This is a genomic window from Kitasatospora sp. NPDC057936 (genome assembly GCF_042887525.1).
In the GTDB taxonomy this organism is placed as follows: domain Bacteria; phylum Actinomycetota; class Actinomycetes; order Streptomycetales; family Streptomycetaceae; genus Kitasatospora.
In genome coordinates, this window is the sequence record NZ_JBHVPD010000039.1 from 38239 (window position 1) to 63823 (window position 25585).

20 protein-coding genes and 1 tRNA gene are annotated in these 25585 nt (G+C 73.9%); 5 read left to right on the forward strand and 16 right to left on the reverse strand.

The features are described from left to right. Nucleotides 1-65: 65 nt before the first annotated feature. The 6 genes from ACFVU9_RS21260 to rsmI all read right to left on the reverse strand — a co-directional run bounded on the left by ACFVU9_RS21260 (nt 66) and on the right by rsmI (nt 6417). Entirely contained in the window at nt 66-998 is a 933-nt protein-coding gene (locus tag ACFVU9_RS21260) for a 4-(cytidine 5'-diphospho)-2-C-methyl-D-erythritol kinase (protein WP_387595382.1), read from the reverse strand. After that, entirely contained in the window at nt 995-1876 is an 882-nt protein-coding gene (rsmA, locus tag ACFVU9_RS21265) for a 16S rRNA (adenine(1518)-N(6)/adenine(1519)-N(6))-dimethyltransferase RsmA (RefSeq protein WP_380444257.1), read from the reverse strand. Before rsmA ends, ACFVU9_RS21260 begins: the two co-directional genes overlap by 4 nt. A gap of 221 nt (nt 1877-2097) precedes the next feature. Continuing rightward, nucleotides 2098-2976 carry a TatD family hydrolase gene (locus ACFVU9_RS21270; RefSeq protein ID WP_380444255.1) on the reverse strand — a complete coding sequence of 293 codons (879 nt, stop codon included), beginning with the start codon at nt 2974-2976 and terminating at the stop codon, nt 2098-2100. Continuing rightward, nucleotides 2976-4595: a methionine--tRNA ligase gene (gene metG / locus ACFVU9_RS21275; RefSeq protein WP_380444253.1), complete on the reverse strand. Its 1620-nt coding sequence runs from the start codon at nt 4593-4595 to the stop codon at nt 2976-2978. Before metG ends, ACFVU9_RS21270 begins: the two co-directional genes overlap by 1 nt. A 162-nt stretch (nt 4596-4757) precedes the next feature. Next, nucleotides 4758-5183, reverse strand: coding sequence for a hypothetical protein (locus tag ACFVU9_RS21280; protein WP_380444251.1), 426 nt, complete (start codon nt 5181-5183; stop codon nt 4758-4760). Nucleotides 5184-5532: 349 nt separating this feature from the next. After that, entirely contained in the window at nt 5533-6417 is an 885-nt protein-coding gene (gene rsmI, locus ACFVU9_RS21285; protein WP_387595387.1) for a 16S rRNA (cytidine(1402)-2'-O)-methyltransferase, read from the reverse strand. Nucleotides 6418-6514: 97 nt separating this feature from the next. On the opposite strand from rsmI, the gene ACFVU9_RS21290 reads away from it, so the two are divergent. After that, on the forward strand, nt 6515-8353 hold the full coding sequence (locus tag ACFVU9_RS21290) for a dolichyl-phosphate-mannose--protein mannosyltransferase (protein ID WP_387595390.1): 1839 nt from the start codon (nt 6515-6517) through the stop codon (nt 8351-8353). Between the two features lie 190 nt (nt 8354-8543). Next, the gene (locus ACFVU9_RS21295; RefSeq protein WP_380444245.1) at nt 8544-10316 is read left to right on the forward strand and encodes a penicillin-binding transpeptidase domain-containing protein; all 1773 of its coding nucleotides are present in this window, start codon (nt 8544-8546) and stop codon (nt 10314-10316) included. A gap of 33 nt (nt 10317-10349) precedes the next feature. Here ACFVU9_RS21295 and ACFVU9_RS21300 read toward each other — a convergent pair whose 3' ends face one another. From ACFVU9_RS21300 to ACFVU9_RS21325, 6 genes are all read right to left on the reverse strand, one after another. Further along, entirely contained in the window at nt 10350-11774 is a 1425-nt protein-coding gene (locus ACFVU9_RS21300) for a glycosyltransferase 87 family protein (protein ID WP_380444243.1), read from the reverse strand. A gap of 160 nt (nt 11775-11934) precedes the next feature. Next, complete coding sequence (locus ACFVU9_RS21305) at nt 11935-13497, reverse strand: amino acid permease (protein ID WP_380444241.1); 1563 nt, start codon at nt 13495-13497, stop codon at nt 11935-11937. Between the two features lie 178 nt (nt 13498-13675). Beyond that, nucleotides 13676-15187: a penicillin-binding transpeptidase domain-containing protein gene (locus ACFVU9_RS21310; protein ID WP_387595395.1), complete on the reverse strand. Its 1512-nt coding sequence runs from the start codon at nt 15185-15187 to the stop codon at nt 13676-13678. Continuing rightward, a complete protein-coding gene (locus tag ACFVU9_RS21315; RefSeq protein ID WP_387595398.1) occupies nt 15187-16536 on the reverse strand; it encodes an FtsW/RodA/SpoVE family cell cycle protein in 1350 nt (449 codons plus the stop codon). Before ACFVU9_RS21315 ends, ACFVU9_RS21310 begins: the two co-directional genes overlap by 1 nt. Nucleotides 16537-16707: 171 nt before the next feature. Beyond that, nucleotides 16708-17388, reverse strand: coding sequence for an ABC transporter (locus ACFVU9_RS21320; protein ID WP_387595401.1), 681 nt, complete (start codon nt 17386-17388; stop codon nt 16708-16710). Further along, complete coding sequence (locus ACFVU9_RS21325; protein ID WP_387595404.1) at nt 17385-18233, reverse strand: ATP-binding cassette domain-containing protein; 849 nt, start codon at nt 18231-18233, stop codon at nt 17385-17387. Before ACFVU9_RS21325 ends, ACFVU9_RS21320 begins: the two co-directional genes overlap by 4 nt. A 205-nt stretch (nt 18234-18438) precedes the next feature. Between ACFVU9_RS21325 and ACFVU9_RS21330 the strand changes: the two genes are divergently transcribed. From ACFVU9_RS21330 to ACFVU9_RS21340, 3 genes are all read left to right on the forward strand, one after another. Next, complete coding sequence (locus tag ACFVU9_RS21330) at nt 18439-19761, forward strand: VWA domain-containing protein (protein WP_380497903.1); 1323 nt, start codon at nt 18439-18441, stop codon at nt 19759-19761. 2 nt (nt 19762-19763) lie between these two features. Beyond that, nucleotides 19764-20645, forward strand: a complete 882-nt coding sequence (locus ACFVU9_RS21335) for a peptidase (protein ID WP_387595407.1) — start codon at nt 19764-19766, stop codon at nt 20643-20645. 127 nt (nt 20646-20772) lie between these two features. Next, a complete protein-coding gene (locus ACFVU9_RS21340) occupies nt 20773-21204 on the forward strand; it encodes a universal stress protein (protein ID WP_387595410.1) in 432 nt (143 codons plus the stop codon). Between the two features lie 28 nt (nt 21205-21232). On the opposite strand, the gene ACFVU9_RS21345 is transcribed toward ACFVU9_RS21340, so the two are convergent. From ACFVU9_RS21345 to ACFVU9_RS21360, 4 genes are all read right to left on the reverse strand, one after another. Then, nucleotides 21233-22843: a DUF2079 domain-containing protein gene (locus tag ACFVU9_RS21345; RefSeq protein ID WP_387595413.1), complete on the reverse strand. Its 1611-nt coding sequence runs from the start codon at nt 22841-22843 to the stop codon at nt 21233-21235. Nucleotides 22844-22845: 2 nt separating this feature from the next. After that, a complete protein-coding gene (locus tag ACFVU9_RS21350; protein ID WP_387595416.1) occupies nt 22846-24066 on the reverse strand; it encodes a glycosyltransferase 87 family protein in 1221 nt (406 codons plus the stop codon). A gap of 345 nt (nt 24067-24411) precedes the next feature. Next, nucleotides 24412-24485: transfer RNA gene (locus ACFVU9_RS21355), tRNA-Ala, on the reverse strand. An 81-nt stretch (nt 24486-24566) separates the two neighbouring features. Then, the gene (locus ACFVU9_RS21360) at nt 24567-25577 is read right to left on the reverse strand and encodes a hypothetical protein (protein ID WP_387595419.1); all 1011 of its coding nucleotides are present in this window, start codon (nt 25575-25577) and stop codon (nt 24567-24569) included. Nucleotides 25578-25585: the final 8 nt, after the last annotated feature.

Below are 25585 nucleotides of genomic sequence, written 5' to 3' on the forward strand. Positions count from 1 at the left end.
CTCACCGCCCGCACCGCCGAGCTCGGCCCCAGTACAGGGGCCGATGCATCACCGGGGCCGATCCCCTACAGCGGCCGGTCCACCACCGCGGCCCCCGCGACCGGCCCGTACGTGGCGTGCGCCCTCGGGCAGGTGCCGGAGGCGCGCAGGGCCGCGGCGATGGCGGCGGCGCCGTCGGCGTCCTTGGCGAGGAACGCGCAGGTCGGCCCGGAGCCGGAGACGAGGGTGCCGATCGCGCCCGCCTCGGTGCCGGCCCGCAGGGTGGCGGCGAGGGCGGGGCGCAGCGAGAGGGCGGCGGCCTGGAGGTCGTTGGAGAGCGCGGCGGCGAGGGCGACGGCGTCGCCGTCCGCCAGGGCGGTGAGCAGCGCGGGGTCGGCGTCGGGGGTGGGGACGTCGACGGCGCTGGAGCCGGTGCCGGCCTCGTCGCGCAGGCGGTCGCACTCGCGGAAGACGGCGGGGGTGGAGAGGCCGCCGTCGGCGACGGCGAAGACCCAGTGGTAGGTGCCCTCGACCGGGAGCGGCTCCAGGATCTCGCCCCGGCCGCGGCCCAGGGCGACGCCGCCGACCAGGGCGAACGGCACGTCGGAGCCGAGTTCGGCGGCGAGTTCCAGCAGCACGTCGGCCGGGGTGTCCAGCTTCCACAGGGCGTCGCAGGCGACCAGTGCCGCCGCGCCGTCGGCGCTGCCGCCGGCCATGCCGCCGGCGACCGGGATGGCCTTGGCGATGTGCAGGTGCACGGCGGGGTCGGCGATGCCGTGGTGGGCGGCGAGCAGCCGGGCCGCGCGGGCGGCGAGGTTGCCGTCGTCGAGCGGGACGGCGCCGGCGTCCGGGCCGGAGCAGGTCAGCGTGATGCCCGGGCCGTCGCCCGGGGTGGCCGTCACCTCGTCGCCGAGGGCGACGGCGAAGAAGACGTTGGCCAGGTCGTGGAAGCCGTCGGCGCGCAGGCCGCCGACCCCCAGCTGGACGTTGACCTTGGCCGGCACCCGTACGGTGATCACTCGTTCCCAGCCTTCGGCTTGTGCTCGGCGATGGCGGCGAACTGTTCCACCGTCAGCATCTCGCCGCGCAGCTTGTGGTCGATCCCGGCGGCGGCGAGGGCCTGTTCGGCCCCGGCGGCGGAGCCGGCCCAGCCGGCCAGGGCGGCCCGGAGGGTCTTGCGCCGCTGGGCGAACGCGGCGTCGACCACCGCGAACACCTCCGCGCGGCTCGCGGTGGTCCTGGGGGGCTCGCGGCGGATCAGCGAGACGAGGCCGGAGTCGACGTTGGGGGCGGGCCAGAAGACGTTGCGCCCGATGGCGCCGGCCCGCTTCACGTCGGCGTACCAGTTGGCCTTGACCGACGGGACGCCGTACACCTTGTTGCCGGGCTTGGCGGCGAGCCGGTCGGCGACCTCGCTCTGCACCATCACCAGGGTGCGCTCGATGCTGGGGAAGGTGGCCAGCATGTGCAGCAGGACGGGCACCGCCACGTTGTACGGGAGGTTGGCGACGAGCGCGGTGGGGGCCGGGCCGGGGAGCTCGGTGACCTCCATGGCGTCGCTGAACACCAGGTCGAAGGCGTCGGCCTTGCCCGGCATCCGGGCGGCGACGGTGTCCGGCAGGTGCTGCGCGAGCACCGGGTCGATCTCGACGGCGGTGACGTGCCGCGCGACCTCCAGCAGGGCGAGCGTCAGCGACCCGAGGCCGGGGCCGACCTCCACCACCGCGTCCTGCTCCGTCACGTCGGCGGCCCGGACGATCCGCCGCACGGTGTTGCCGTCGATGACGAAGTTCTGCCCGCGCTGCTTGGTCGGCTTCACGCCGAACGCGGCGGCCAGCTCCCGGATGTCGGCGGCGCCCAGCAGGTGGCTGTCAGGGGTGGGTTCGGTGGTGCTCACGGGCCAAGGATACGGGCGCGGGCCCTGCCGTCCGGACGCGCCGGACCGGACGGACGGGTTCCCGATGCCGCCCGCAGACCGGACGCACCGGGTTCGGTACCCCCGAACCGGGCGGCACCCAGCCCCGGCACCCAGCACCAGCACCGGCACCCAGCCCCAGCCCCAGCCCCAGCCCCAGCCCCGGCCCCAACCCCGGCACCCACGAACGAGGCGCCCCCGGCTCAGTACCCGAACGCCCGCGCCGTGTTCGCCGCGATCGCCGTCGCCAGCTCGTCCTCGTGCAGCCCCAGCGTCGCCGCCATCGACCGGACCGTGACCGGGATCAGGTACGGCGCGTTGGGCCGGCCGCGGTAGGGGTGCGGGGTGAGGAAGGGCGCGTCCGTCTCGACCAGGACGCGGTCGAGCGGGGTCGCCAGCAGGGCGTCGCGCAGCGGCTGGTTGGCCTTGAACGTGACCGGGCCCGCGAACGACAGGTACCAGCCGTGCTCGGCGCAGACCTTGGCCATCTCCGCGTCGCCCGAGTAGCAGTGGAAGACGGTCCGCTCGGGGGCGCCCTCCTCCAGGAGGACGGCGATGACGTCCTCGTGGGCGTCGCGGTCGTGGATGACCAGGGCCTTGCCGTGCCGCTTGGCGATCTCGATGTGCCGGCGGAACGACTCCTTCTGGATCTCCACGCCCTCGGGCCCGGTGCGGAAGTAGTCGAGGCCGGTCTCGCCGACGGCCCGCACCTGCGGCAGCGCCGCGAGGGCGTCGATCTCGGCGAGCGCCTCGTCCAGCGCCGCCGCACCGCCGGCCGGGCGCTGCTGCCCGGACCAGCCGTCGGGGTCGCCGAGGAAGATCCGCGGCGCCTCGTTGGGGTGCAGCGCGACGGCCGCGTGGACCTGCTCGAACCGGGCGGCCAGCTCGACTGCCCAGTGCGAGCCGGGCACGTCGCAGCCGACCTGGACGACGGTGGTGACCCCGACCGAGGCCGCGCGGGCGAGGCCCTCCTCGGGCGTGCCGGACTGCATGTCCAGGTGGGTGTGCGAGTCGGCCACCGCCACCGCCAGGGGTTCCGGCAGCGGCGGCGGGGTCGACCGGTCGTCGTCCTTCTTCGCCATCAGGAGGCGGGCTTCTCTTCGAGGCGCGGGAAGAGGATCTCGCCCTTGGTGACGGTGGCGCCGACGGGCAGTCGGCCCCAGTCGGCCGTGGTGGCGACGGTCTGCGCGGCGAGCGCGCCCAGTCCGGCCTCGGCACCGAGGGACGCCCACAGCTTCTCGGCCGTGGCCGGCATCACCGGGTTGAGCAGGACGGCGGTGGCGCGCAGCGACTCGGCGGCGGTGTACAGGATGGTGGCCAGGCGGGCCCGGCCCTCGGCCGAGTCGTCCTTGGCGACCTTCCAGGGCTCCTGGTCGCTGATGTAGCCGTTGACCTGCTTGACGAACTCGAAGATCGCCGCGAGGCCGCCCGCGAAGTCGAGGTCCTCGCCGATCTTCCGGTCGGCCGCGGCGACGGCGGCGGCGAGCCCGTCCTGGACGGCCTTCTCGGCCTCGCCGGACGCGGTCGCGGCGGGCAGCACGCCGTCGAAGTACTTGCCGACCATGGCGGCGACGCGGGAGGCCAGGTTGCCGAAGTCGTTGGCGAGTTCGGAGGTGTACCGGGCGGTGAAGTCCTCCCACGAGAAGGAGCCGTCGGTGCCGAACGGGATCGCGCGCAGGAAGTAGTACCGGTAGGCGTCCACGCCGAAGTGCGAGGTGAGGTCGGTGGGCGCGATGCCGGTCAGGTTGGACTTGGACATCTTCTCGCCGCCGACCATCAGCCAGCCGTTGGCGACGACCCGCTTGGGCAGCGGCAGTCCGGCGGCCATCAGCATGGCGGGCCAGATCACCGCGTGGAAGCGCAGGATGTCCTTGCCGACCAGGTGGACGGAGGCGGGCCACAGCTCGGCGAAGCGCTCCGGGTCGCTGCCGTAGCCGGCGGCGGTGATGTAGTTCTGCAGCGCGTCGACCCACACGTACAGGACGTGCTTCTCGTCCCAGGGCAGCGGGACGCCCCAGTTGAAGGTGGAGCGGGAGATCGACAGGTCCTTCAGGTCCTGCTCGACGAAGCGCAGCACCTCGTTGCGCGCCGAGGCGGGCTGGATGAAGTCCGGGTTGGCGGCGTAGAACTCCAGCAGCTTCGGTCCGTAGGCGGAGAGACGGAAGAAGTAGTTCTCCTCCTCCAGCCATTCCACCGGCCGCTTGTGCACGGCGCAGAGCTTCTCGTCCGCGGTGGCGCCGTCGAGCAGTTCGGCCGGGAGCTTGAACTCCTCGCAGCCGACGCAATACGGGCCGGAGTAACCGCCCTTGTAGATCTCGCCCTTGTCGTACAGGTCCTGGACGAATTCCTGGACGCGGTCGGTGTGGCGCTGCTGGGTGGTGCGGATGAAGTCGTCGTTGGCGATCTCCAGGTGCTCCCAGAGCGGCTTCCACGCCTCCTCGACCAGCTTGTCGCACCACTCCTGCGGGGTGACGCCGTTGGCCTCGGCGGTCCGCATGATCTTCTGACCGTGCTCGTCGGTGCCGGTCAGGTACCACACCTTCTCGCCGCGCTGGCGGTGCCAGCGAGTGAGGACGTCGCCCGCCACGGTGGTGTACGCGTGGCCCAGGTGCGGGCGATCGTTGACGTAGTAGATCGGGGTGGAAACGTAGTACGCCGGGGCGCTCGCCCCGGTGGTGCTGTGGTCTGCAGTGGCCGCCATGGTCGGAAAGCTTAGTCGGGCACGCGAGCGGCCCTCGACCGCGTTCCGCCCCGCGGACGCCCGGGAGCCGCCCCCGCCGACCGCAGACACCGGCCGCCCGGGGACCGCCCCGGCGGTCACGGGAGGACGGCCCCGCTGCGCGCCCCGGTGCGCGCCTTGGTGTCAGCCCAGCAACCGCGACCAGAACCGGGCCCAGCGTCCGCGCGGCTGCGCGGGCCCGGACACCGCGGGCGGCCCGGCCGGCTCGGCGTGCGCCGGGTAGCCGGGGGCGTGCTGCCAGGGCTGGTCGGCGACGGCCACCCGGCCCTCGCGCATGATCCGGACGGTGTGTCCACCACACCCCGGGCAGGTCGGCTTGAGCAGCGGGGACGGTACCCGGACACCGTTGGCGTGGTACTCGAACACGACGTGGCCGTCCCTGGCGACGTGGTGCTCGATGTCGTACGCCTGCTCCCACCCGTACCCGCACTTCAGGCACGCGAAGGAGTAGGCCTCCCGAACGGTCTCGACGGGAGTGTGCGCCCGCCCGGCCGGGACGGGGTCGCTCAGCGCGTTGCCACCGAGGGGGCTACCGATCGTCTCGCTCATAGCCGTCTCCCAGCGCCCGCCGGGCGCTCGCCCGGCTGGGTCTTTCCATTCCAGGAAATGCCCGGACCGCCCCTGGCGATGCCCTGCTTGTGAAGACTTGGATGCGGGTTGGGGATCCCTAGACGAAAGGTCGGATCCATTGCGGAAACCGCGGCCAAAGCTTCAGCTCAGTTGGCGTTTACCGGGGCCTTCACTCCAAGGTACGACGCACCGCCCGCCACGCAACCCCCGGAATTCACCGGCTTATCAAACCCGTTCGAACCCGTACCCGCCCGCGCCCACTTCCCCGTGGCCGCGGGCGCCCCCTCCCCCGTGGTGCCGGGCCCTGCTTCCCGGCACCGGCCGGGTCCTACTTCCCGGTACCGGCCGGGCCGTGCTTCCCGGTCCCGGAGCCCTCCTTCTTCGCCGCGACGACGGCGTCGAACACCTCCCGCTTGGGCAGCGCCAGCTCCGCCGCGACGGCGGCGATGGCCTCCTTGCGGTGCTCCCCCGCCTCCTCGCGGACGGCGACCAGGCGGGCCAGCTCGGCCGGGGTGAGCTCCTGCGGCGCGGCCGGCGGGGCCCCGGCGACGACCACGGTGATCTCGCCCTTGACGCCCTCGGCCGCCCAGGCCGCCAGCTCGCCGATCGGGCCGCGCTTGACCTCCTCGTAGGTCTTGGTCAGCTCGCGGCACACCGCCGCGGGCCGCTCGGGCCCGAAGGCCTCGGCCATCGCCGCGAGCGCCTCGGCGATCCGGTGCGGCGCCTCGAAGAAGACCATCGTGCGCGGCTCGGCGGCGATCGAGGCGAGCTGGCGGGCCCGGTCGCCGGTCTTGCGCGGCAGGAAGCCCTCGAAGGTGAAGCGGTCGACGGGCAGCCCGGACAGGGCGAGCGCGGTGAGCACCGCGGACGGCCCGGGCACCGCGGTGACCTTGACGTCGGCCGCGACCGCCGCGGCGACGAGCCGGTAGCCGGGGTCGGACACGGACGGCATGCCTGCGTCCGTGACCAGCAGCACCCGGGCGCCGCCGAGCAGTGCCTCGACCAGTTCGGGGGTGCGGCCGACCTCGTTGCCCTCGAAGTAGGAGACCACCCGCCCGGCGGGGGTCACCCCGAGCGCCTGGGTCAGCCGGCGCAGCCGCCGGGTGTCCTCGGCCGCGATCACGTCCGCGGTCGAGAGTTCGGTGAGCAGCCGGGGCGGGGCGTCCGAGACGTCGCCGATGGGGGTGCCTGCGAGAACGAGTACTCCTGTCACGGGCCCCATCCTTCCAGCCCGCGTGCTTATGGTGACGATTCGGGCAGCTTCCGAGGGGCCGGTCCGACGATAGGACCGCGCGCCTACGATGTGGCGGATGAACGGCGACACGGCGGCGCAGACGCCCACTGGTAGAGACCGCACCACACCGGGTGGCCTCGGCGCGACGGACCTGCCGTCCGGTTCCGTGCCCGCCGTCCCGGCCCCGCGCCCGCCGGTGGCCGACCCGCCCGCCGACCCGCCCGCCGACCGGCCCGCCGCCTGGCGCCGACGCCTGGCCGGCTTCGGCTACGCGCCGCGCCCGGCCGCGCCGCTGACCGAACGCCTCGTGCCGCCGATGCCGGACGGCCCCGGGGTGACGCCGGACGACGTCCCGCCGTCCCCGCTGCTGCTGCGCCTGGGCATCGCGGTGCCGCCGGCCCTGTGGGCGTTCCTGTGCCGCTGGTCGGGCTGGCTCGGCCCGGTCGCCGTCGCGGTCTTCGCCGGGATCCTGCGGTTCACCGACCTCGGGGAGCCGCACGCGATCATCTTCGACGAGACGTACTACGCCAAGGACGCGTACGCGCTCTGGCACGGCGGCTACGAGATCAACTGGCCGGACGGCGCCAACGAGCAGATCATGAAGGACGGGACGGCCCCCTACCGCCCGATGGCCGGCTACGTCGTCCACCCGCCGGTGGGCAAGTGGATCATCGGCTTCGGCGAGTGGCTGTTCGGGATGAACCCCTTCGGCTGGCGCTTCGCGGTGGCCCTGCTCGGCACGGTGTCCGTGCTGATGATCGCCCGGATCGCCCGCCGCCTGTTCCGTTCCACCCTGCTGGGCTGCGTGGCCGGCCTGCTGCTCTCGGTGGACGGCCTGCACTTCGTGCTCAGCCGCTCGGCCCTGCTGGACCTCGTGGTGATGTTCTGGATCCTCGCCGCCTTCGGCTTCCTGATCCTGGACCGCGACCGCACCAGGGCCCTGCTGGCCGCCCGGCTCGACGGGATCGCGGACGCCGCGCTCGCCCAGCGGGTGCGCCTGGGCTGGCGCCCGTACCGGATCGCGGCCGGCGTCTGCGTCGGCCTGACCTGCGCGACCAAGTGGAGCGGCCTGTACGTCGCGGCCGCCTTCGGCCTGATGACCGTGCTCTGGGACGCGGGCGCGCGCCGCCTGGCCGGGGCCCCGCGCCCGTACCTGGCGGCGCTCACCCGGGACGCGCTGCCGGCCTTCGTCTCGGTCGTCGTGGTCGCGCTGGGGGTCTACGTCGCCTCGTGGTGGGGCTGGTTCGCCAGCAGCAACGCGCCCGGCCAGGGCGGCTGGGGCCGCGACTGGGCGGCCGGCCGGAGCACCGACTACCCGTGGATCCCGGAGGGCCTGCGCGCCCTGTGGCACTACCACTCCACGATGTACGACTTCCACACCCACCTGACCGACCCGCACACCTACCAGTCGAACCCGTGGAGCTGGCTGGTCCTCGGCCGGCCGGTCTCCTTCTACTACGAGTCCCCGAAGACGGGCCAGGACGGCTGCACCGCGGCCGAGTGCGCCCGCGAGGTGCTCGGCCTCGGCACCCCGCTGCTGTGGTGGGCCGGCTGCATCGCCCTGGTGTACTGCCTGTGGCGCTGGGCGGCCCGGCGGGACTGGCGGGCCGGCGCGGTGCTGTGCGGCCTGGCGGCCGGCTACCTGCCCTGGTTCGAGTACCAGCAGCGGACGATCTTCCTGTTCTACGCGGTCGCCTTCGTCCCGTTCCTGGTGCTCGCGGTGACGATGATGCTCGGCGCGATGATCGGGCCCCCGGGCGCCTCCCGGGACCGCCGGATCATCGGCGGCGCGTCGGCCGGCCTGCTGGTCCTGCTGATCGTCTGGAACTTCCTGTTCTTCTTCCCGCTGTTCTCCGGACAGACGATCCCGATGGACGACTGGCGCCGGCGGATGTGGTTCAACAGCTGGATCTGAGCCGGCTCCGGGCCGGGCCGGCCCGCCGCGCCCCGGTCCGGCCGGGAGTGCGGGGACCGTACGCATACGGTGTTCGACACGTACCAGAACCGTCACAACTCCCGGGCGTTTCGTCGGCGCACCGAGTCGGCCTGCCTAGGGTGGGGGGTCAGTACCGCGTTAGTCGCCCGACCCCTGGGGGAGCAGCACCATGCGCAAAGGCGCGAAAATCGGCATCATCACCGGCGTGTCCGTCGCCGTGCTCGCAGGCGGCGGCTACGGCGCGTACAGCCTGGTGAACGGCTCGGGCGACGGGTCCGGCTCGGCCAAGAAGCCCCGCACGGTGGTCGCCGAACCCCCCTCCGCGGACCAGGCGGCCAGCGGCGCCAAGGACTTCCTGGCGGCCTGGGCGGCCGGCGACGTGGCCAAGGCGGCTTCGCTGACCGACAACCCGGACGCCGCCACGGCCGCGCTGACCGCCTTCAAGGAGCAGGTCAAGCCGAGCGCGCTGACGCTGACCCCGTCCGGCCCGGCCACCCCGCAGGCCTTCGCCTCGGCCACCGGCACCCCCACCCCGGCCAAGCCGTCCGGCGCACCCTCCGCGTCCGCGACCCCCTCGGCCGCCGGCACGCCGGGCGCGAGCGACTCGCCGTCCGCCGCCGCCACCCCCGCGCCCACCGGCGTGCTGATGGGCTTCAAGGCGCGCGCCGAGTTCGAGGGCACCGCCCGGGTCTGGGACTACAACGGCTTCCTCGGCGTCGTGAAGATGAGCGACGACACCCCGGCCGTGCACTGGGCCCCGAGCGTGCTCCACCCGCACCTGTCCGGGAACGAGACGATCGCCACCCAGCAGGTCTTCGCCCCGCCGTCCAGCGCCGTGGACCGCAACGGCAAGCCGCTGCAGGCCCCCTCGCTCACCGCGTCGCTGGCGACCCTCCAGGACAACGCCCGCAAGCTGCTGCCGCCGGACCCGAACAAGGACCAGGACGCGGGCAGCGCGGTCGTCATCAGCGACCCGGCCGGCAAGACCGCCCCGGACAAGCTGTTCACGATCGTCGAACCCAAGCCGGGCAAGCCGTTCAAGGTGACGATCGACAACGCCATCCAGGCCGCGGCCGAGAAGGCGATGACCGACCTGGGCGGCAAGCAGGGCTCCATCGTCGCGATCGAGCCGAGCACCGGTCAGGTGCTGGCCTTCGCCAACGCGCCGTCCAACGGCCAGAACCGGGCCTTCCTGGGCCTGCTCGCGCCCGGCTCGACGATGAAGATCGTCACCTCGACGGCGCTGCTGGAGGCCGGGATCAACCCGGACTCGAACGTGGCCTGCCCGGAGAAGAGCAGCAACCCGGTGGCGATCCCGAACGACTTCCCGGGCGCCTTCCCGAACAACACCCTCCAGGACGACTTCAAGGTGTCCTGCAACACCGCCTTCATCAACCAGGGCCTGACCAGCCTGAAGCCGGAGACGCTCGCGGCCACCGCCAAGGACGTCTACGGCGTCGGCCTGGAGTGGAAGACCGGCCTGCCGAACTCGGACGGCAAGATCCCGGCCACCCCGGGCAGCAAGGACGAGCAGGCGATGAACTACATCGGCCAGGGCAAGGTCCAGATGAACCCGCTGGCGATCGCCTCGATCACGGCGACCGTGCAGAGCGGCGCGTTCAAGCAGCCCATCCTGGTCGCCGGCCTGCCGCAGCAGCCGGCCGCCCGCCAGATCTCGCCGGACGTCGCCGGCAAGCTGCGCGCGATGATGAACGCCACCGCCACCGGCGGCACGGCCCAGGCCGTGATGGCCGGGATCACCGACAACGCGGGCGCCAAGACCGGCTCCGCCGAGGTCGCCGGCGCGGCCACCACCAACAGCTGGTTCACCGCCTACCGCGGCAACATCGCGGTCGCGGCCGAGGTGCAGGGCGGCGGCCACGGCGTCGACGCGGCCGGCCCGGCCGTCGCCTCGCTGCTCAAGTCCTTCGGCAACCGGTAGACCCCACACGCACCGGCACCCCCAGGAGCCCGCTCAGCCTCTCGGCAGAGCGGGCTCCGGCCGTTCCGGGCGGTCCGGCTGTTCCGGGCGCCGCCGCACCACGGCGGCCGGCCGGTTGCTCCACCGCCGCGCGGCGAGCCGGGGCCAGATCACCAGGACGGCCGGCAGCGCGAGGTACCCGAAGCGCCCGGCCGGGGCCAGCATGAAGGCGATCGCGAGCCCCGCGGCCAGCAGGTCGGCGGCGCCGGTCGCGGTCACCGGCGGCCGGGCCAGCAGCCAGATGGCCACCGCGACGCCGCCGAGGGTCATCAGCGTCAGCGAGACGGTGTGCCCGGTCGGTCCGAAGCCAGCCAGCACCTTGCCGGGCAGCGGGCTGCCAGCCGGGGTGCGGATCGCGGTCATCCCGAGCGGGAAGAGCACCACCTGCTCACGCAGCTCGGCCGCCCTGGTCAGCACGGACGGCAGGAGCACGGCCAGGCTCGTGCCGACCGCGATCAGCCCGGTCCGGGCCGCCGGGCGCCGCCCGTAGAGCCGCCACAGCAGCAGGACGGCGACGGGCAGCGCGGGCCAGGCCGTCCACTTGAGGGTGCAGGCGAGGGCGAGGACGAGCCCCGCGGCGACGGTGCGGTCGCGCTCGGCGAGTGCCATGGCCAGGCAGCAGACGCCGATCAGCGGCAGGTCGACACCGCCGACGACGAGGGCGAGCGCTATCAGCGGCGAGGCGGTGAGCACCGCGAGCGGCAGCAGCGGGGCGCGGTCCCGGGAGGGCCGCAGCAGGCGCCAGCTGGCCAGCAGGCAGGCGAAGAAGGTGAGCGCGAACCAGATCCGGGCGTCCCCGGCGACCCGGGTGAAGGCGTCGCCGCTGCCGAGCAGTTGGCGGGGCATCCCGAAGAGGGACATGGCCGGCAGGTACGGGTTGTAGTCGGTGACCACGACGGGGTGCTGCAGGTAGGCGCTGCCGGTGGTGAGCAGCAGGTGGGCCGAGCGCTCGACCACCATCACCTCGGACTGGTGGCGGCCCTGGACGGCGAGGAGCGCCAGCGGCACGACGACGGCCCCGAGGAGGGCGACCGCCGCGGCGGAACGCGCCGCGAACCGGCGCGGCAGGATCAGGCAGAGCAGCCCGGCCAGGAGGTAGGCGGGGGCCGCGATGATGCCCCAGACGCGCTGGTTGGGCAGGTCGGAGACGAGCGGGAAGGCGGCCGCCCAGCCGGCCGCGACGGCGCAGCCGAGCAGCTGGACGCTGCGCAGGGAGGCGAGCCGGGCGGGGTCGGTCCGCGCGGCCGTGGGCGGAAACGTGTTCTCGCGGCGCTGGCGGGGGACGGCCCTGGAGACCAGGCCGCGCAGGGGGCGGTCGGGCCGGGAGGGCGGTCCGACCGGTTGGGGGGCCGGCGTTCTGGAACGGCCGGTGAAGCGGCCGCGCGGGCGGGAGAAGCCGGGCGTGCGGGTGCTCACCATGGTGGAAGGTTATGGGTGGGGGGCCCGCGCTGTCGCCACCGGGATCGACGGAGAGTCGCGGTCTACGCGCGAAGAGTCGCCAGGCGTCTTGCCACCTGGCGACCCTTCGTATCCATAGCAACGGGCGGTGACCACCGCCGGATCCGGAGCGTGAGACGGATCAGCCGGAGTGGCTGTCCACCGGGGCGCTCTGCTGCTCCGCTCCGCGCTCCAGCTTCGAGTTCTTGATGCTGTAACCGAAGTAGACGACCACGGCGACGGCGAGGGCGATCGCCCCGGCCCGGAAGGTGTCGGCGTGCAGGCCGGTGATCAGGTAGCCGCAGAAGCCGACGCTGAGCAGCGGCACGACCGGGTAGCCGGGCACCTTGAAGCCGCGCGGCAGGTCGGGCTGGGTGCGGCGCAGGACGATGACGCCCACCGAGACGACCGAGAAGGCGATGAGCGTCCCGAGGCTGGTGATGTCGGCCAGGATGTTGAGCGGGACGAACGCGGCGAGCGCGCCCACGCCGACGCCGACCACGATCGTGTTCCAGACCGGGGTGCCGGTGCGCGGCGAGAGCTCGGCGAAGCGCTTGGGCAGCATGCCGTCGCGGCCCATGGAGTACAGGATGCGGGTCTGGCCGTAGATCACCACGAGGGTGATGCTGAAGATCGAGAGGATCGCGCCGACCGCGAAGACCATCGCGGGCCAGCTCTGGCCGGTGATGTCCTGGAGGATCTGGGCGAGCCCGGCCTCCTGGCCGTCGAACTTCTGCCACGGCTGGGCGCCGATGCCGGCCAGCGCGACCAGGATGTAGAGCAGGGTCACCACGACCAGCGAGATGATGATCGCCAGCGGCAGGGTGCGGCGGGGGTTCTTGACCTCCTCGCCGGCGGTGGACACGGCGTCCAGGCCGATGAACGAGAAGAAGATGCTGGAGGCCGCGACCTGCACGCCGCCGATGCCGAGCGGCATGAACGGGGTCAGGTTGCCGGAGTGGAAGCCGGTGAGCGCGACGCCGACGAACAGCACCAGGATGAGGATCTTGATCGCGACCATCGCCGCGTTGACCTTCACCGACTCGCTGACGCCGCGGATCAGCAGGAAGCAGACCATGGCGACCAGCAGCAGCGCCGGCAGGTTGAACCAGTGGGTGCTGTCCGGCGCGCCCGCCAGTTGCTCGGGGATCTTGACCCCGAAGGCCAGGTCGAGGAACTTGTCGAGGTACTCGGCCCAGCTCACCGCGATCGCGGAGGCGGACACGCCGTACTCCATCAGCAGGCAGATGCCGACGCCGAAGGCGACGCCCTCGCCGAGGGTCGCGTAGGCGTAGGAGTAGGACGAGCCGGAGACCGGGATCGCGGAAGCCATCTCGGCATAGCACAGCGCCGTGAGGCCCGCCGTGACGGCGGCGATGACGAAGGACAGGATGACGGCCGGTCCGGCGGACGGCACCGCGGTGTTGAGCACGAAGAAGATGCCGGTACCGATGGTGGCGCCGATGCCGATCGAGGACAGCTGCCAGAGTCCGATGGAGCGGCGGAGGTGGATGCCGGAGCGTCCGCCCTCCTCCGGTGCGCCGGCCGGGAGGCTGTCCCGGCCCTCGCTCTCGGCGATCAGTGTCGACACGGGCTTGCGTCGCAGCAGACGCGCACCAAGGGAGTTGCTGGCCAAAACCGCGGTCTTTCTAGGCGAGGGAGGGTGTCCTAGCGGTCGGTCACCAAGTGCGATACGGGGTGTCATCGGGGACCAACCGAACAAAGATGGGACAGTACCGCGCGAATGCACCAGTGTCGCAAACGAACAGTCCGGGCTTGCGCATTATACGAACTGTCGAATGGACAAGGACAAACCGGACGCTTCGTAAACGGCGAATCTCCCTCGGGCGAGGTAAAGCCGCAGCTCAGGGGTATCGCCCCGGTCACCGTCCGAGGACGGCCTGCATCACCGAGCGGGCGATCGGCGCCGCGAGCCCGCCACCGGTCACGTCCGTGGCGTCACTGTCCGCGATGACCACGGCGACGGCCACCGGCGGCACCTTGTCCGATCCGGCTGGCCTGGCCCACGAGACGAACCACGCGTACGGCGTCCCGCTGTTGTCCACGCCGTGCTGGGCGGTGCCCGTCTTCCCGCCGACCACCGCGCCCGGGATCCGGGCGTTGGCGCCGGTGCCGTTGTCCACGACGTCCGTCATGAGCCGCTGCACCTGCGCGGCCACCCCCGGCTCCATCGCCCGCTTGTAGACGGCCGGCTTCATCAGCTGGACCGCCGTCCCGTCGCTCTTCGTCAGCTTGTCCACAAGCTGTGGACGCATCACCGTCCCGTTGTTGGCGACCCCGGCCGCGACCATCGCCATCACCAGCGGGGTCGCGGCCGTGTCGAACTGCCCGATAGAGGAGAGCGCGAGCTGCGAGTCGTTCATCTTCGTGTCGAAGTTCGAGCGCGACGGCCGCACCGGCATGTCGAGCCTGGCGTCGTTGAAGCCGAAGTTCGCCGCCATCGCGGCCATCGCGTCCAGGCCGGTGCGCACGCCGAGGTAGCCGAGGACGCTGTTGCAGCTGTAGGTCATCGCGGTGTCCAGCGACTGCCCGGGCTGGTCGCAGGCCCTGGTGTCGTTGACCAGCGGCGTGGTCGTCCCCGGCAGGACGTACGGGAAGGGCGCGCCGGTGGGCGCGTTGATGTCGGTGACCACCCCGCTGGCGAGCGCGGCGGCGGCCGTCACCACCTTGAAGGCCGAGCCGGGCGGGTAGGTCTGGCGCAGCGCCCGGTTGAGCATCGGCTGGCCGCTGTCGGCCTGCAGCCGGTTCCACGCCGTCTGGTCGGCCGACGTGGACCCGGCGAAGCTCCCGGGGTCGTAGGTGGGCGTGCTGGCCAGCGCCAGGATCCGCCCGGTGGCGGGCTCGATCGCGGCGACCGCGCCCGTCTGCGCGCCCAGCCCGCGCATCGCCGCCTCCTGGGCCGCCCGGTCGAGGGTGGTGTAGACGTCCCCGCCGGGGTTCTGCCGGCGCGCGACCGCGTCCCAGACCGCCCAGCCGGCGAGGCGGCTGTCCGTCCCGGTCAGCAGGTCGTCCTCGGTCCCCTCCAGCTGCGTGTCGCCGTACGCCTGCGAGGCGAAGCCGGTGACGGCTGCGTACGTCGGGCCGTCGGTGTAGGTGCGCTTGTACGCGTACCGGCCGCCGGTGGGCGCCGAGCCGGTGACGGTGTCCGCGCCGACCAGGATGTTCCCCCGCGGCTGCCCGTACCGCTCGACGGTGAGCCGCTGGTTGGCGCTGTTGTGGTCGAGGTCCTTCGCCTCGAAGACCTGCACCCGGGTGGCCTGGACGCACAGCGCGGCGATCAGCAGCAGGCAGAACGTGCCGGCACGGCGGCCGGTCACGGAGATCCCTGGGAGCCCCTGCGGCCCGTTCCCCCGGGCCGGCCCGAAGCGCGCCATCAGGCCTCCCCCGGAGCAGGCCGGCGCGCGATGTCGCTCATGCGGACCAGCAGCGCCACGATGATCCAGTTGGTGACCACCGACGAGCCGCCCTGGGCGACGAACGGCAGCGTCATCCCCGTCAGCGGGATCAGCGCGAGCACCCCGCCCGCCACCACGAACACCTGCAGGCCGACGATCGCCGCCAGCCCGATCGCCAGCAGCCGCCCGAACGGGTCGCGCAGCGCGATGCCCGTCCGGAACCCGCGCGAGACCAGCAGCGCGTACAGCAGGAACACCGCGACCAGCCCGGTCAGGCCGAGCTCCTCGCCGATCGTCGCGAGGATGAAGTCGGACTTGGCCGCGAAGCCGATCAGCACCGAGTGCCCGTTGCCGAGGCCCGTCCCGAGCTCCCCGCCCCACGCGAAGGCGAACAGCGACTGGGCGATCTGGTTGGCCCCCTTGCCCGCCGCGATCGAGCCGAGCGGGTCCAGCCAGTCCGCCACCCGGCTGCGCACGTGGGCCTCCAGGAATCCCACCGTCACCGCGCCGGCCGCCGCGAGGCCCAGCCCGATCGCGATCCAGCCGGTGCGCGCGGTGGCGACGTAGAGCATCACGACGAACAGCCCGAAGTACAGCAGCGAGGTCCCGAGGTCGGTCTCCAGCACCAGGACCCCGACGAACGCGGCCCAGATCAGCAGCACCGGCCCGAGCACCCGCCCGCGCGGCAGCTGCCAGCGCCAGACCCGCCGCCCGGTGAGCGCGAGGGCGTCCCGGTGCACGGCCAGGTAGGCGGCGAAGAAGACCGCCAGGAGGACCTTGGCGAACTCCCCCGGCTGGAAGGAGAGCGGCCCGACGACGATCCAGATCCGGGACCCGTACACCGGCGGGAAGAAGATCGGCAGCACCAGGAGGACGAGTGCCGCGAGCGCGCCCACGTGGGCGTAGCGCCGGAGCCGCCGGTGGTCGGGCACCAGCAGCACCACCGCGCCGAACAGCCCCACCCCGAGGGCGGACCACAGCAGCTGCGTGGAGGCCGCGCCCGGGCCGGAGGTCGCCCGGTCGAGCCGGTAGATCACCACCAGCCCGATCCCGTTGAGCAGCACCGCGATCGGCAGCAGCAGCGGGTCCGCGTACCGGGCCCGCCACCGGACGACGGCGTGCGCCAGCAGGGCGAGCACGCCGAGCGCGGCGCCGTACCCGGCGGTGTCGGCGGGCACCGTGCCGTCCAGGTCGACGCCGACCTCGACGTAGCCGAACACGGCGATCAGCACCGCGGCCAGCACCAGCACGAGCTCGGTGGTGCGCCGGGTCGGCACCGGCCGGGCCGGCCGGGCGGCGGTGGTGGTCACGGCGGAGGGTGTCGCCACGGACCGTCCTGGGGGTGCTCACCGCGGGTCCTTCCCGCGCGTCGGACGTACCGGGGAGCGGAAGCGCCCGCGCCCCGATTCGTCACCCTAACGAGCACTATCCATATTTATCGGCTCTTCTTCACGGTGTGTCAGCAATTGTCCGGATCATCGGGGTCCGCGCCCGCCGGCTCACTCCGGCCGCCGCCCCGCCAGCGCCGCCGAACCCGCCGCGGCCGCCACCAGCAGCCCCGCGGCCGCCAGCAGTTCGAGCCACGGCGGGCCGACCCGCCCGGTCCGGTCGGCGGCGACCAGGCCGCTCACCGCCGCGTTCGCCGGCGAGCCGGGCGCCACCAGCACCGCCGTCGCGAGCGCCGGCGCCAGCGGGATGCCGTACTGCGCCCGCGCGAGCACCGGCCGGTTGCACAGCGCCCCCACCAGCACCCCCAGCAGCACGGAGACCACCGAGGCCAGCAGCCCGGCCAGCAGCGACACCCCGACCGGCGGCTGGTCCGCCTTCGGGTTGGCGACCGGCCCGCTCACCCACCAGAGCCCGGCCACCTCGGCCACCGCCAGCATCAGACCGACCGTCAGCGCCGCCAGCAGCCCGCCCAGCTGGACCCGGGCCGGACCCGCCGCCGCCACCAGACACGCCCGCGAGGCCGGCGGCTCGGCGTTCAGCGCACTGCGGACGTACCACGCGCTGACCGGCAGCAGCACGCCCGCGCCGTAGCCCAGCCCGCCCAGCAACGGATCACCCGCCGTCACGCCCAGCACCAGCAGCAGCGCGTACGCGAGGAACGGCGGCAGCCATCCGTGCCCGCGCAGCAGCAGCTCCAGGTGGTACCGGGCCAGCGCCCCGACCTGCCTCACCGCTCCCCCTCCCGCCGCCGGACGGCCAGCACGCTCACGGCCGGACGGCCGGTCAGCAGGCGGCGCAGCAGCGCGTCCGAGTGCGCCGCCGCCACCGTGAGCCGCACCGCCGTCCCCTCCAGCGCGGTGAGCTCCGGGGCGCCCGGCAGCCGGGCGGGCAGCGGATCACCGTCCAGGACGTCCACGTCCACCTCCACCCGCACCGACGGGCCGTCCGCCCGCACGGCCCGCTCCTCCGCGGGCCGCAGCCCGCCGTCCGAGCCGACCCGGTAGGCGGCCGTGGTCAGTCCGGCCAGCCGCGCCGGGTCGTGGTCGACGAACAGCACCGCGCCGCCGCCCGCCGCCCGCTCGGCCGCGGCCTCGTCCAGCACCGTCCGGGCCGCCGGGTCGAGCCCGGTCCAGGCCTCGTCCAGGAGCAGCACCCGCGCCCCGGGCAGCAGCGCCTGCGCGACCGCGACCTTCTGGCAGGTGCCCTTCGACAGCCGGCTCAGCGGCGTGCCCGCTCGGTCCGCGATGCCGAACCGGTCCAGCCACTCCGCCGCCCCGCGCCGCGCCTCCGCGTCCGTCAGCCCGTGCACCCGGCCGACCCGCAGCAGGTACGAGGCCGCGTCGAACGGCAGCGCCGGCGGGAACCGTTCCGGCACGTACGCCGCCGTCCCCGGCCGCACCACCCGCCCCGCGCTCGGCCGCTCGATCCCCGCGACGAGCCTGAGCAGCGTCGACTTGCCCGTCCCGTTCGCCCCCGCGATCCGCACCAACTCCCCCGGCCGGACGGCCAGGTCGACCCCGCGCAGGACCCACCGCCCGCCCCGCCCGTACCGCTTCCCGACGCCCGTCAGCTCCACCGCGCCCCCTTCGCCGCCCGCCCGGCCGGTCCGGACCCGCTCGACCGGTCCGCACGGAAGGCTAACCACCGCGCATAAGCGCCGTGTGAGCCCGGCGCCCGCGAAACCCCGCCCGCGCGCGGGAGTTCGCCCGGGGGTGCACCACCGCCACGCTGCGGACTCGTTTGGCCATGGCGAACTGATGATCCCTAGGATCGGCCGCGTGATTACCGGACGACGACGACCAACGACCAGGCTGGGCAGCCTGCTCGCCGCCGCGGCGATAACGGGTGCCTCGCTGCTCCTCGGCCTGCCCGCCCACGCCGACGAACCATCGGGCGGCTCCGCCCCGGCTCCCCAGGAGGCCCCCAGGGTCGACCTCATCCTCGATGTCAGCGGCTCCATGAACACCGCCGACATCCAGGGCAAGAGCCGCATCTCGGTGGCCCAGCAGTCCCTCAACGAGGTGATCGACGCCCTGCCCGCGGAGACCGACTTCGGCATCCGCACGCTCGGCGCGACCTACCCCGGCAACGACAAGACCGTCGGCTGCCAGGACACCAAGCAGCTGTTCCCGGTCGGCAAGACCAACAAGGTCGAGGCCAAGACCGCGGTCGCCACCCTGCGCCCCACCGGCTGGACCCCGATCGGCCTGGCGCTGCGCGGCGCCGCCCAGGACCTCGGCAAGGGCGACGCGACCCGCCGGATCGTCCTGATCACCGACGGCGAGGACGACTGCGCCCCGCCGGACCCGTGCGACGTGGCCCGCGAACTCGCCGCCCAGGGCATCCACCTGGTCGTCGACACCCTCGGCCTCGCCCACGACGACAAGACCCGCCAGCAGCTGCTCTGCATCGCCAACGCGACCGGCGGCACCTACACCGACGTCCGCAGCCAGGACCAGCTCACCAACAAGGTGAAGCAGCTGATCGACCGCAGCGACGACACCTACACCGTCAACCCGGTCAAGACCGCCGGCACCGACAAGTGCGAGAACGCCCCCGTCCTCGCCCCCGGCGTCTACAGCGACCGCGAGAAGTTCTCCGAGCACCGCGTCTACAAGGTCCCGGTCAAGTCCGGCCAGGAGCTGCGCGCCTCGGTCAGCGTCTCCCTGGACCGGGCCGTCGCCCGGGACTACGGCGTCCTGCTCCAGGCCACCAGCGCGACCGGTCAGGAGCTGGTCCGCGGCACCGACGCGGACAACGGCCGCAACGACGTGATCTCCACCGGCCTGCGCTGGTCCACGAACGACTCCAAGGGCTACGTCATCGCCAAGCCCAAGGCGTCGCCGAGCGAGCAGCCGCCGACAACCGTCTGCCTGGTCGTCAGCAACTCGCTGGCCCCCCAGGCCGGCGTCCAGGCCGACCCCGGCCTGCCGCTGGAGCTGACCGTCGACCTGGCCTCCGCCTCCCCCGCCCCCGAGGGCGCGGCGATGGGCCTCGGCCGCGGCTGGATCCTGCTGCTCACCCTCACCGGCGCCGGCCTGCTGACCGGCCTGGTGGCCGGCTGGATCGCCCGCTGGCGGATCGCCGTCTGGCGGGAGAACTGACCATGCGTAGGACTCTTCGCGGCCTGCTCGCCGCCTCCGCCCTGCTGCCCGCCCTCGCGCTGGCCGCCCCGGCGGCCTCCGCCGCCTCGCCGACCCCCGCGCCGAGCGCGAGCGGCACCGCGGCCCCGGCGACCAAGGCCGGCACCTCCTTCCTGACCGCCGTCAACCTCTCCCCCGGCCAGGACGCCAACGTCGCCGCCTCCACCGGCGACTACCTGTACTGGGCGTTCGGGGCCGCCGAGGGCCAGACCCCGACGGTCTCCGTGACCGTCAACCTGGCCCCCGCCGCCGACCGGCACGGACACGGCCCGCAGACCTGGGCCGTCGAGGTCTTCGACGGGCTGCGCCGCCGCCAGGCCTGCACCGCCGGCACCCAGAACGCCACGGGCGACGAGAACACCGCCTCGCTCGCCCTGAGCTGCACCCTGCGCGAGGTCCGCACCTGGGCCGAGCCGTGGTCCGGCGACCCGCTGCCCGGCACGTACTACGTGAAGCTCGCGGCCACCGACGTCGCGCAGCAGGACCTCGGCCTCGCCGCCTCCGTCCAGCTGCACACCGCTGCCAAGGGCGACGCCGACAACGCCCAGCCCGAGGGGGGCGAGCTCAAGGCGCCGCTCGTCCCGCCGGCCGGCGGCGGCGCGAGCACCGCCAAGGCGGCGGCCCCGGTGAAGGCGGCGGACCACTGGTACACCGGCTGGTTCTCCGGCTGGAACAGCCGCTGGTACTGGACGATCGGCGGCGGCGCCCTGGCCGCCGTCGCGGGCGTCCTCGGCTTCCACCTGACCCGCCACCCGCGCGGTCGCCGCCCGGGCCGCTACGGCTCGGTGCCGGCCCAGGCCGGCGCCCACCAGCACGGCGCGTACACGGACACCCAGCGCCCCTGACGCGCTTGCGCGCCCGAGGGCCGGCCGGGACGGAGTTCCGGCCGGCCCTCGGGCGTCTCAGGGCCCGTCGTCGGGCTTCCGCCCGCACGGCAGGCGGGAGTCCGACGACGGGCCCTACGCTCGATGCATGGCCCGGCAGCTCGACGGCAGGATCGTGGTCGGCGTGGACGGCTCCCCGGCCTCCCGCGCCGCCGTCCGCTGGGCGGCCCGCCTGGCCGACCTGAGCGGCGCCCCGCTGGAGGCCGTGACCGTCTGGGACTTCCCCTGCCTGTACGGCGAGCACGGGTTCGTCCCGCCCGCCCTGGACGGCTTCGGGCCCGAGCGCCGCGCCGCCGAGATCCTCGACGAGACGCTGGCCGCCTGCCCCGAAGGGCTCGCCGTCCGCCGCCACCTCGCCGCCGGAGCGCCCGGCCCCACCCTGGTGGCCGCCGCCGAGGGGGCCGCCGCCCTGGTCGTCGGCAGCCGGGGCCGCCGCGCCCCGCCGGGGGCCCTGCTCGGCACCGTCTCCCTGTACTGCCTCCACCACGCGGGGTGCCCGGTCGTGGTCGTCCGGGCCTGAGTGTCAGCCCCGGAAGAGGTCCCGGAAGTCAGCCCCGGAAGAGGTTGTGCCCCACGTCCGACGGCACCTTGTCCTGGACGGGCTTGCTGTCCCCGCCCGGCACGTGCTCGCCCGGGATCGGCTCGGTGCCCTCCCGGTGCAGCAGCACCACGCCGTCCTCGGCCCAGACCTGCCGGTACCCGTGGGCCAGCAGCAGCTGGATCCGCTCGGCCTGCTGCTTGTCCGTCTCGAACGGGAACGAGCGCTTGTCCGACCGCGTGAGCACGTACTCGCGCCCGCGCGGGGTGCCGTCCACCAGCACCACGTCCGCCCGGGCGGTGAGCCGCGGCGCGATCTGGTTGTCCGCCTCCACCGACGCGCCGTCGGGGACGAGCGCGGCCGCCCGGACGAGCGCCGCCTCGCTCGTCTTGGGCTGCCAGGAGGACGGCACGGCCAGCTGCGCGAGCCCGAGCGGCACGGCGGCGACCAGCGCGCAGCCCGCCGCGGCCAGGCCCAGGAGGCGGCCGCGGCGTGCCGTGCGCTCCTCGGCCATCAGCCGGCCGGTCACCTCGACGGCCGCGGTGAGCAGGATCGGCCACAGCATGGAGTCGTAGTGGCGGGCGATCGACCAGTGGTTGGGGTTGCTGGAGAGGATCCGCTCGGCCAGCAGCGGCACCGCGCACAGGACGGTCGCCGAGCGCAGCGGCAGCAGGAACATCGTGCCGAAGAGCCAGAGCAGCAGCAGCGGCTTGAGCGGCTGGTCGAAGGCGGCCTGGACCAGCAGGAACGGGTTGCCCAGCAGGTTGTGCAGGGCGTCCCCGGCGTCGCTGCCGATCGAGCCGTAGTTCCAGTAGTAGCCCGGCTCGCCGCCCATCGCCGGGATCAGCCACTTGATCGCGACGGCCGAGGCGAGCGGTCCGCTCACCAGCAGCCCGATGCCGGTGTACCGGCCGGCGCGGTCCCCGGAGCCGCGCAGGCGCAGCAGCAGGACCAGTCCGTACGCGGCCACCATCAGGCCGAGGTCTTCCTTGGTGCAGCACAGCAGGACGGCGGCCAGGGCCACCGTCCAGTACTTGCGGGCCAGGCCGCGTTCCAGCATCAGCAGGGTCAGCGGCACGGCGAAGGCCACCTCGTGGAAGCCCACCCGGGAGGCGACCAGCAGCGGCCACCCGAGGGCGTAGACGAGGCCCGCCAGGTCGGCGGCGCGCCGGGCGGTGGCCGGGGCGGTGTACGCGAAGGCGTGGACGGCGATCCGCCGGATCAGCGGCACGCCGGACGCGAAGAGCAGGGCCTGCCCGAGGATCAGCGAGCGCGGGTCGTCCCAGATCCAGTACAGCGGCGCGAGCAGCGCGAGGACCGGCGAGAAGTGGTCGCCGAGGAGCGAGAAGCCCGGCGGGAACTCGTGGTGGTAGCTCTTCAGCGTCGAGACGGGCAGCCCGAAGTGGGCGTAGCCGCGGATGCCCTGGTCGAAGATCCCGAGGTCGAAGCCGCCGAGCGCGACCGAGGTCCAGCCCTGCAGCCCGATGGCGCACATGACGGCGAAGCACAGGACGCCGAGCAGCACGGTGCGCCGGGCCGGGCTGCCGGCCAGCACCGAGCGCACGGCGGCGCCGGGCAGCCGGGCGGGGGCGGGTGTCGCGGAGCGGGTGTCGACGGCCATGGTCACGCCTGCTTCGTCAGGGCCGCGTCCGCGCCGAGCTCGGCGCGGCGGAGCACCTCGTCGGCCTCGGCTCCGAGCTCGCCCGGGCCGCCGCGCAGGCGGTACAGCCGCAGCGCCACGACGACCAGCAGGGCCATGCCGAACGGCGCGTAGACCGAGGACGGCAGCTGCCAGTACCAGGCGACGCCGAGCCCCCAGCGGTGCGGCACGGTCCACATCGCGTGCGAGAGGAACACCGCCAGCGCCACCCCGAGCAGGACCTTGCGCCCGGTGGTCCTGGCCTCCACGGCCAGCAGGGCGAGCAGCGGGATGCACCACACCCAGTGGTGGGTCCAGCTGATCGGCGACACCAGGAGCGCCGTGAACGCGGTGCACAGGGCGCCCCACGCGTCGGCGCGCCGCAGCGAGCGCGAGCGCCCGGCCAGGACGGCCACGCCGAGGCCGAGGATGCCGACGGCCGCGCACGCGGCCAGTCCGGCGAGGCCGGGCTCGTTGCTGCTGAGCAGTCGGCAGACGGCGCCGCGCAGCGACTGGTTGTCGGCGATGACGGTGACCCCGACCCGGCTCGGGTCCCACAGGTACTTCGTCCAGAACCCGAAGGTCGCGTCGGGCAGCACGAGCCAGCCGACCAGTCCGGCCGCCAGGAAGGTGCCCCCGGAGACCAGCGCGGCCCTGATCCGGCCGGTCAGCAGCAGGTAGACCGCGAACAGGCCGGGGGTGATCTTGATGGCGGTGGCCAGGCCGATGCCCACGCCCTTGGCGCGGCTGCGGTCCGGGCGGGTCAGGTCCCACAGGACCAGGCACAGGATGCCGAGGTTGACCTGCCCGTACTGGAACGTGGTGAAGACCGGCTCCAGCCAGACGCCGAACCCGGTCGCGAGGAGCACGGCGGCGGTGCGGTGCCGCGCGGCCGGCCGGCCGACCAGGCGGAAGGAGAGGTGGGCGGCGAGCGCCAGCAGGCCGAGGTTGAGCAGCTGCACCAGGACGCGCAGCGTGCTCACGTCGAACCAGGTGCTCGGCACGAACAGCATCGCGGCGAACGGCGGGTACGTGGCGGGCAGGTCCCAGCCGGGCAGCCGCATCGCGTACAGGTCCTGGCCGTGCACGACGGCCGCGCCCTCGGCCCGGTAGACGAGCATGTCGACCATCGTCTGGCCGTGGAAGTGGCGCACGACGACGTACGCCGCCAGGGAGAGCGCCGCGAGGCAGCCCGCGACGACCACGCTCGGAGCCGGTCCTCCGGGGGCTGGAGTGGTGCCGCGGTCCTCCGCGTCCGTCCGTCGTGCCCACCGTGTCAGACCGAACTCGCGCACCGCGATGGCACCCCGTTGAGATAGACCAGATCGTTCCCTCGTCGCCGTCTGGGCCAACCCACCATAACCGACCCCCCTGAGGGCCGACCGTGGCTCCGGAACCGGCGGGAGCGGCGTCGTGTGACCTTCTTCACAGGCCGGCGGCGGGACCGGACCGACCGCCAGGACACCCGCCCCCGCGGGCAGTTGACGCGAACGCCGCCACAAAGCAGGAACCCCGCCCGGTCTTGTCGACCGGGCGGGGCCCTTGTTGGGTGGAGCTGAGGGGATTCGAACCCCTGACCCCCTCGATGCGAACGAGGTGCGCTACCGGACTGCGCCACAGCCCCAACGAGAAGAAACTTTAGCACCTTTCGGAGGGGGTCCGTGACCACCCCCCGATCCCGCTGCCGGCCGGGGCCCGCGGCCGCTCACTCGTTGGCGGCGCGCGGGCGGGTCTCGGGGGCCGGCGGCTCGGCGTACTGGTCGAAGAGCGGGGTGTTGCGCGACTCCGTCGGACGCCCGGCGGTCCACGTCCCCGGGGCCGTCAGGTCCAGGCCGCGGGAGACCCGCGGGGCGACCGGCGCCGTCACGTACGTCGGCAGCGGGACGGGCACCGGCTCCCAGGAGTCCGGGCCGGCCGCGCCGCGCTCGCGCATGCCGTCGACCCACTCGTCGTGCTCCGTCGCCTCCACGAGCGCCGAGGCCGACGACGCCGCACCCCGGGCCTCCTCGGGCCCCGGGGCCAGCCGCAGGTGCGGACGGCGGGCGACCCGCGGCTCGGCCGGGGCCGACGGCTCCGGCGGGGCGACGACCGCGGTCTGCACCTCGTCGGCCGCCCGGGCCTCGGCGCGCTGCTGCTCGCGCTTGCGCAGCCGCTCGGCGGCCTGCGCGGCCCGGACCCGGTCGAGCTTCACCTCGTAGCGCTGGCGCTCCAGCTTGCGCAGGTGACCGATGTAGAGGGTCAGGAGGACCGCCGGGACGGCCGGCACCCACAGGAAGGCCAGTCCGGCCACCGCCGCGACCACCGCGCCGAGCGCGAAGGCCAGGAAGAGGGCGGTGACCATCCGGCGCCGGCGGGCCAGCAGGCGCGCCCGGCGCTCCGCCCCGCCCGGCGGCGCGGGGACCGGGGCCGGCCGCCCGGGGCGCTCGGGCCGCTCCGCCGGGGGCTCGGGCTCCCGGTCCGCGGGGTCGCCGGAGACGGCCTCGTCCCGTGCGGGAGGGCCGTCGCTGCTCTGCTCGTCGTCACGCGATTCGTCGCCCAGGGACCGGGCCGCCCGCCGCTCCAGCGCCGAACGCCCGGCCAGCAGGCGGATGGCGGTGCTGAAGCGTTCCGTCGGGCGCGCCTCGTTGAGTTCGTCCTGCCTGCGAAGCCACATGGGCACCAGATAGGCGGCCCAGGCCCCTACGATGACGGCGTAGATAAGGCCGCTACTGCTCACGATTCACA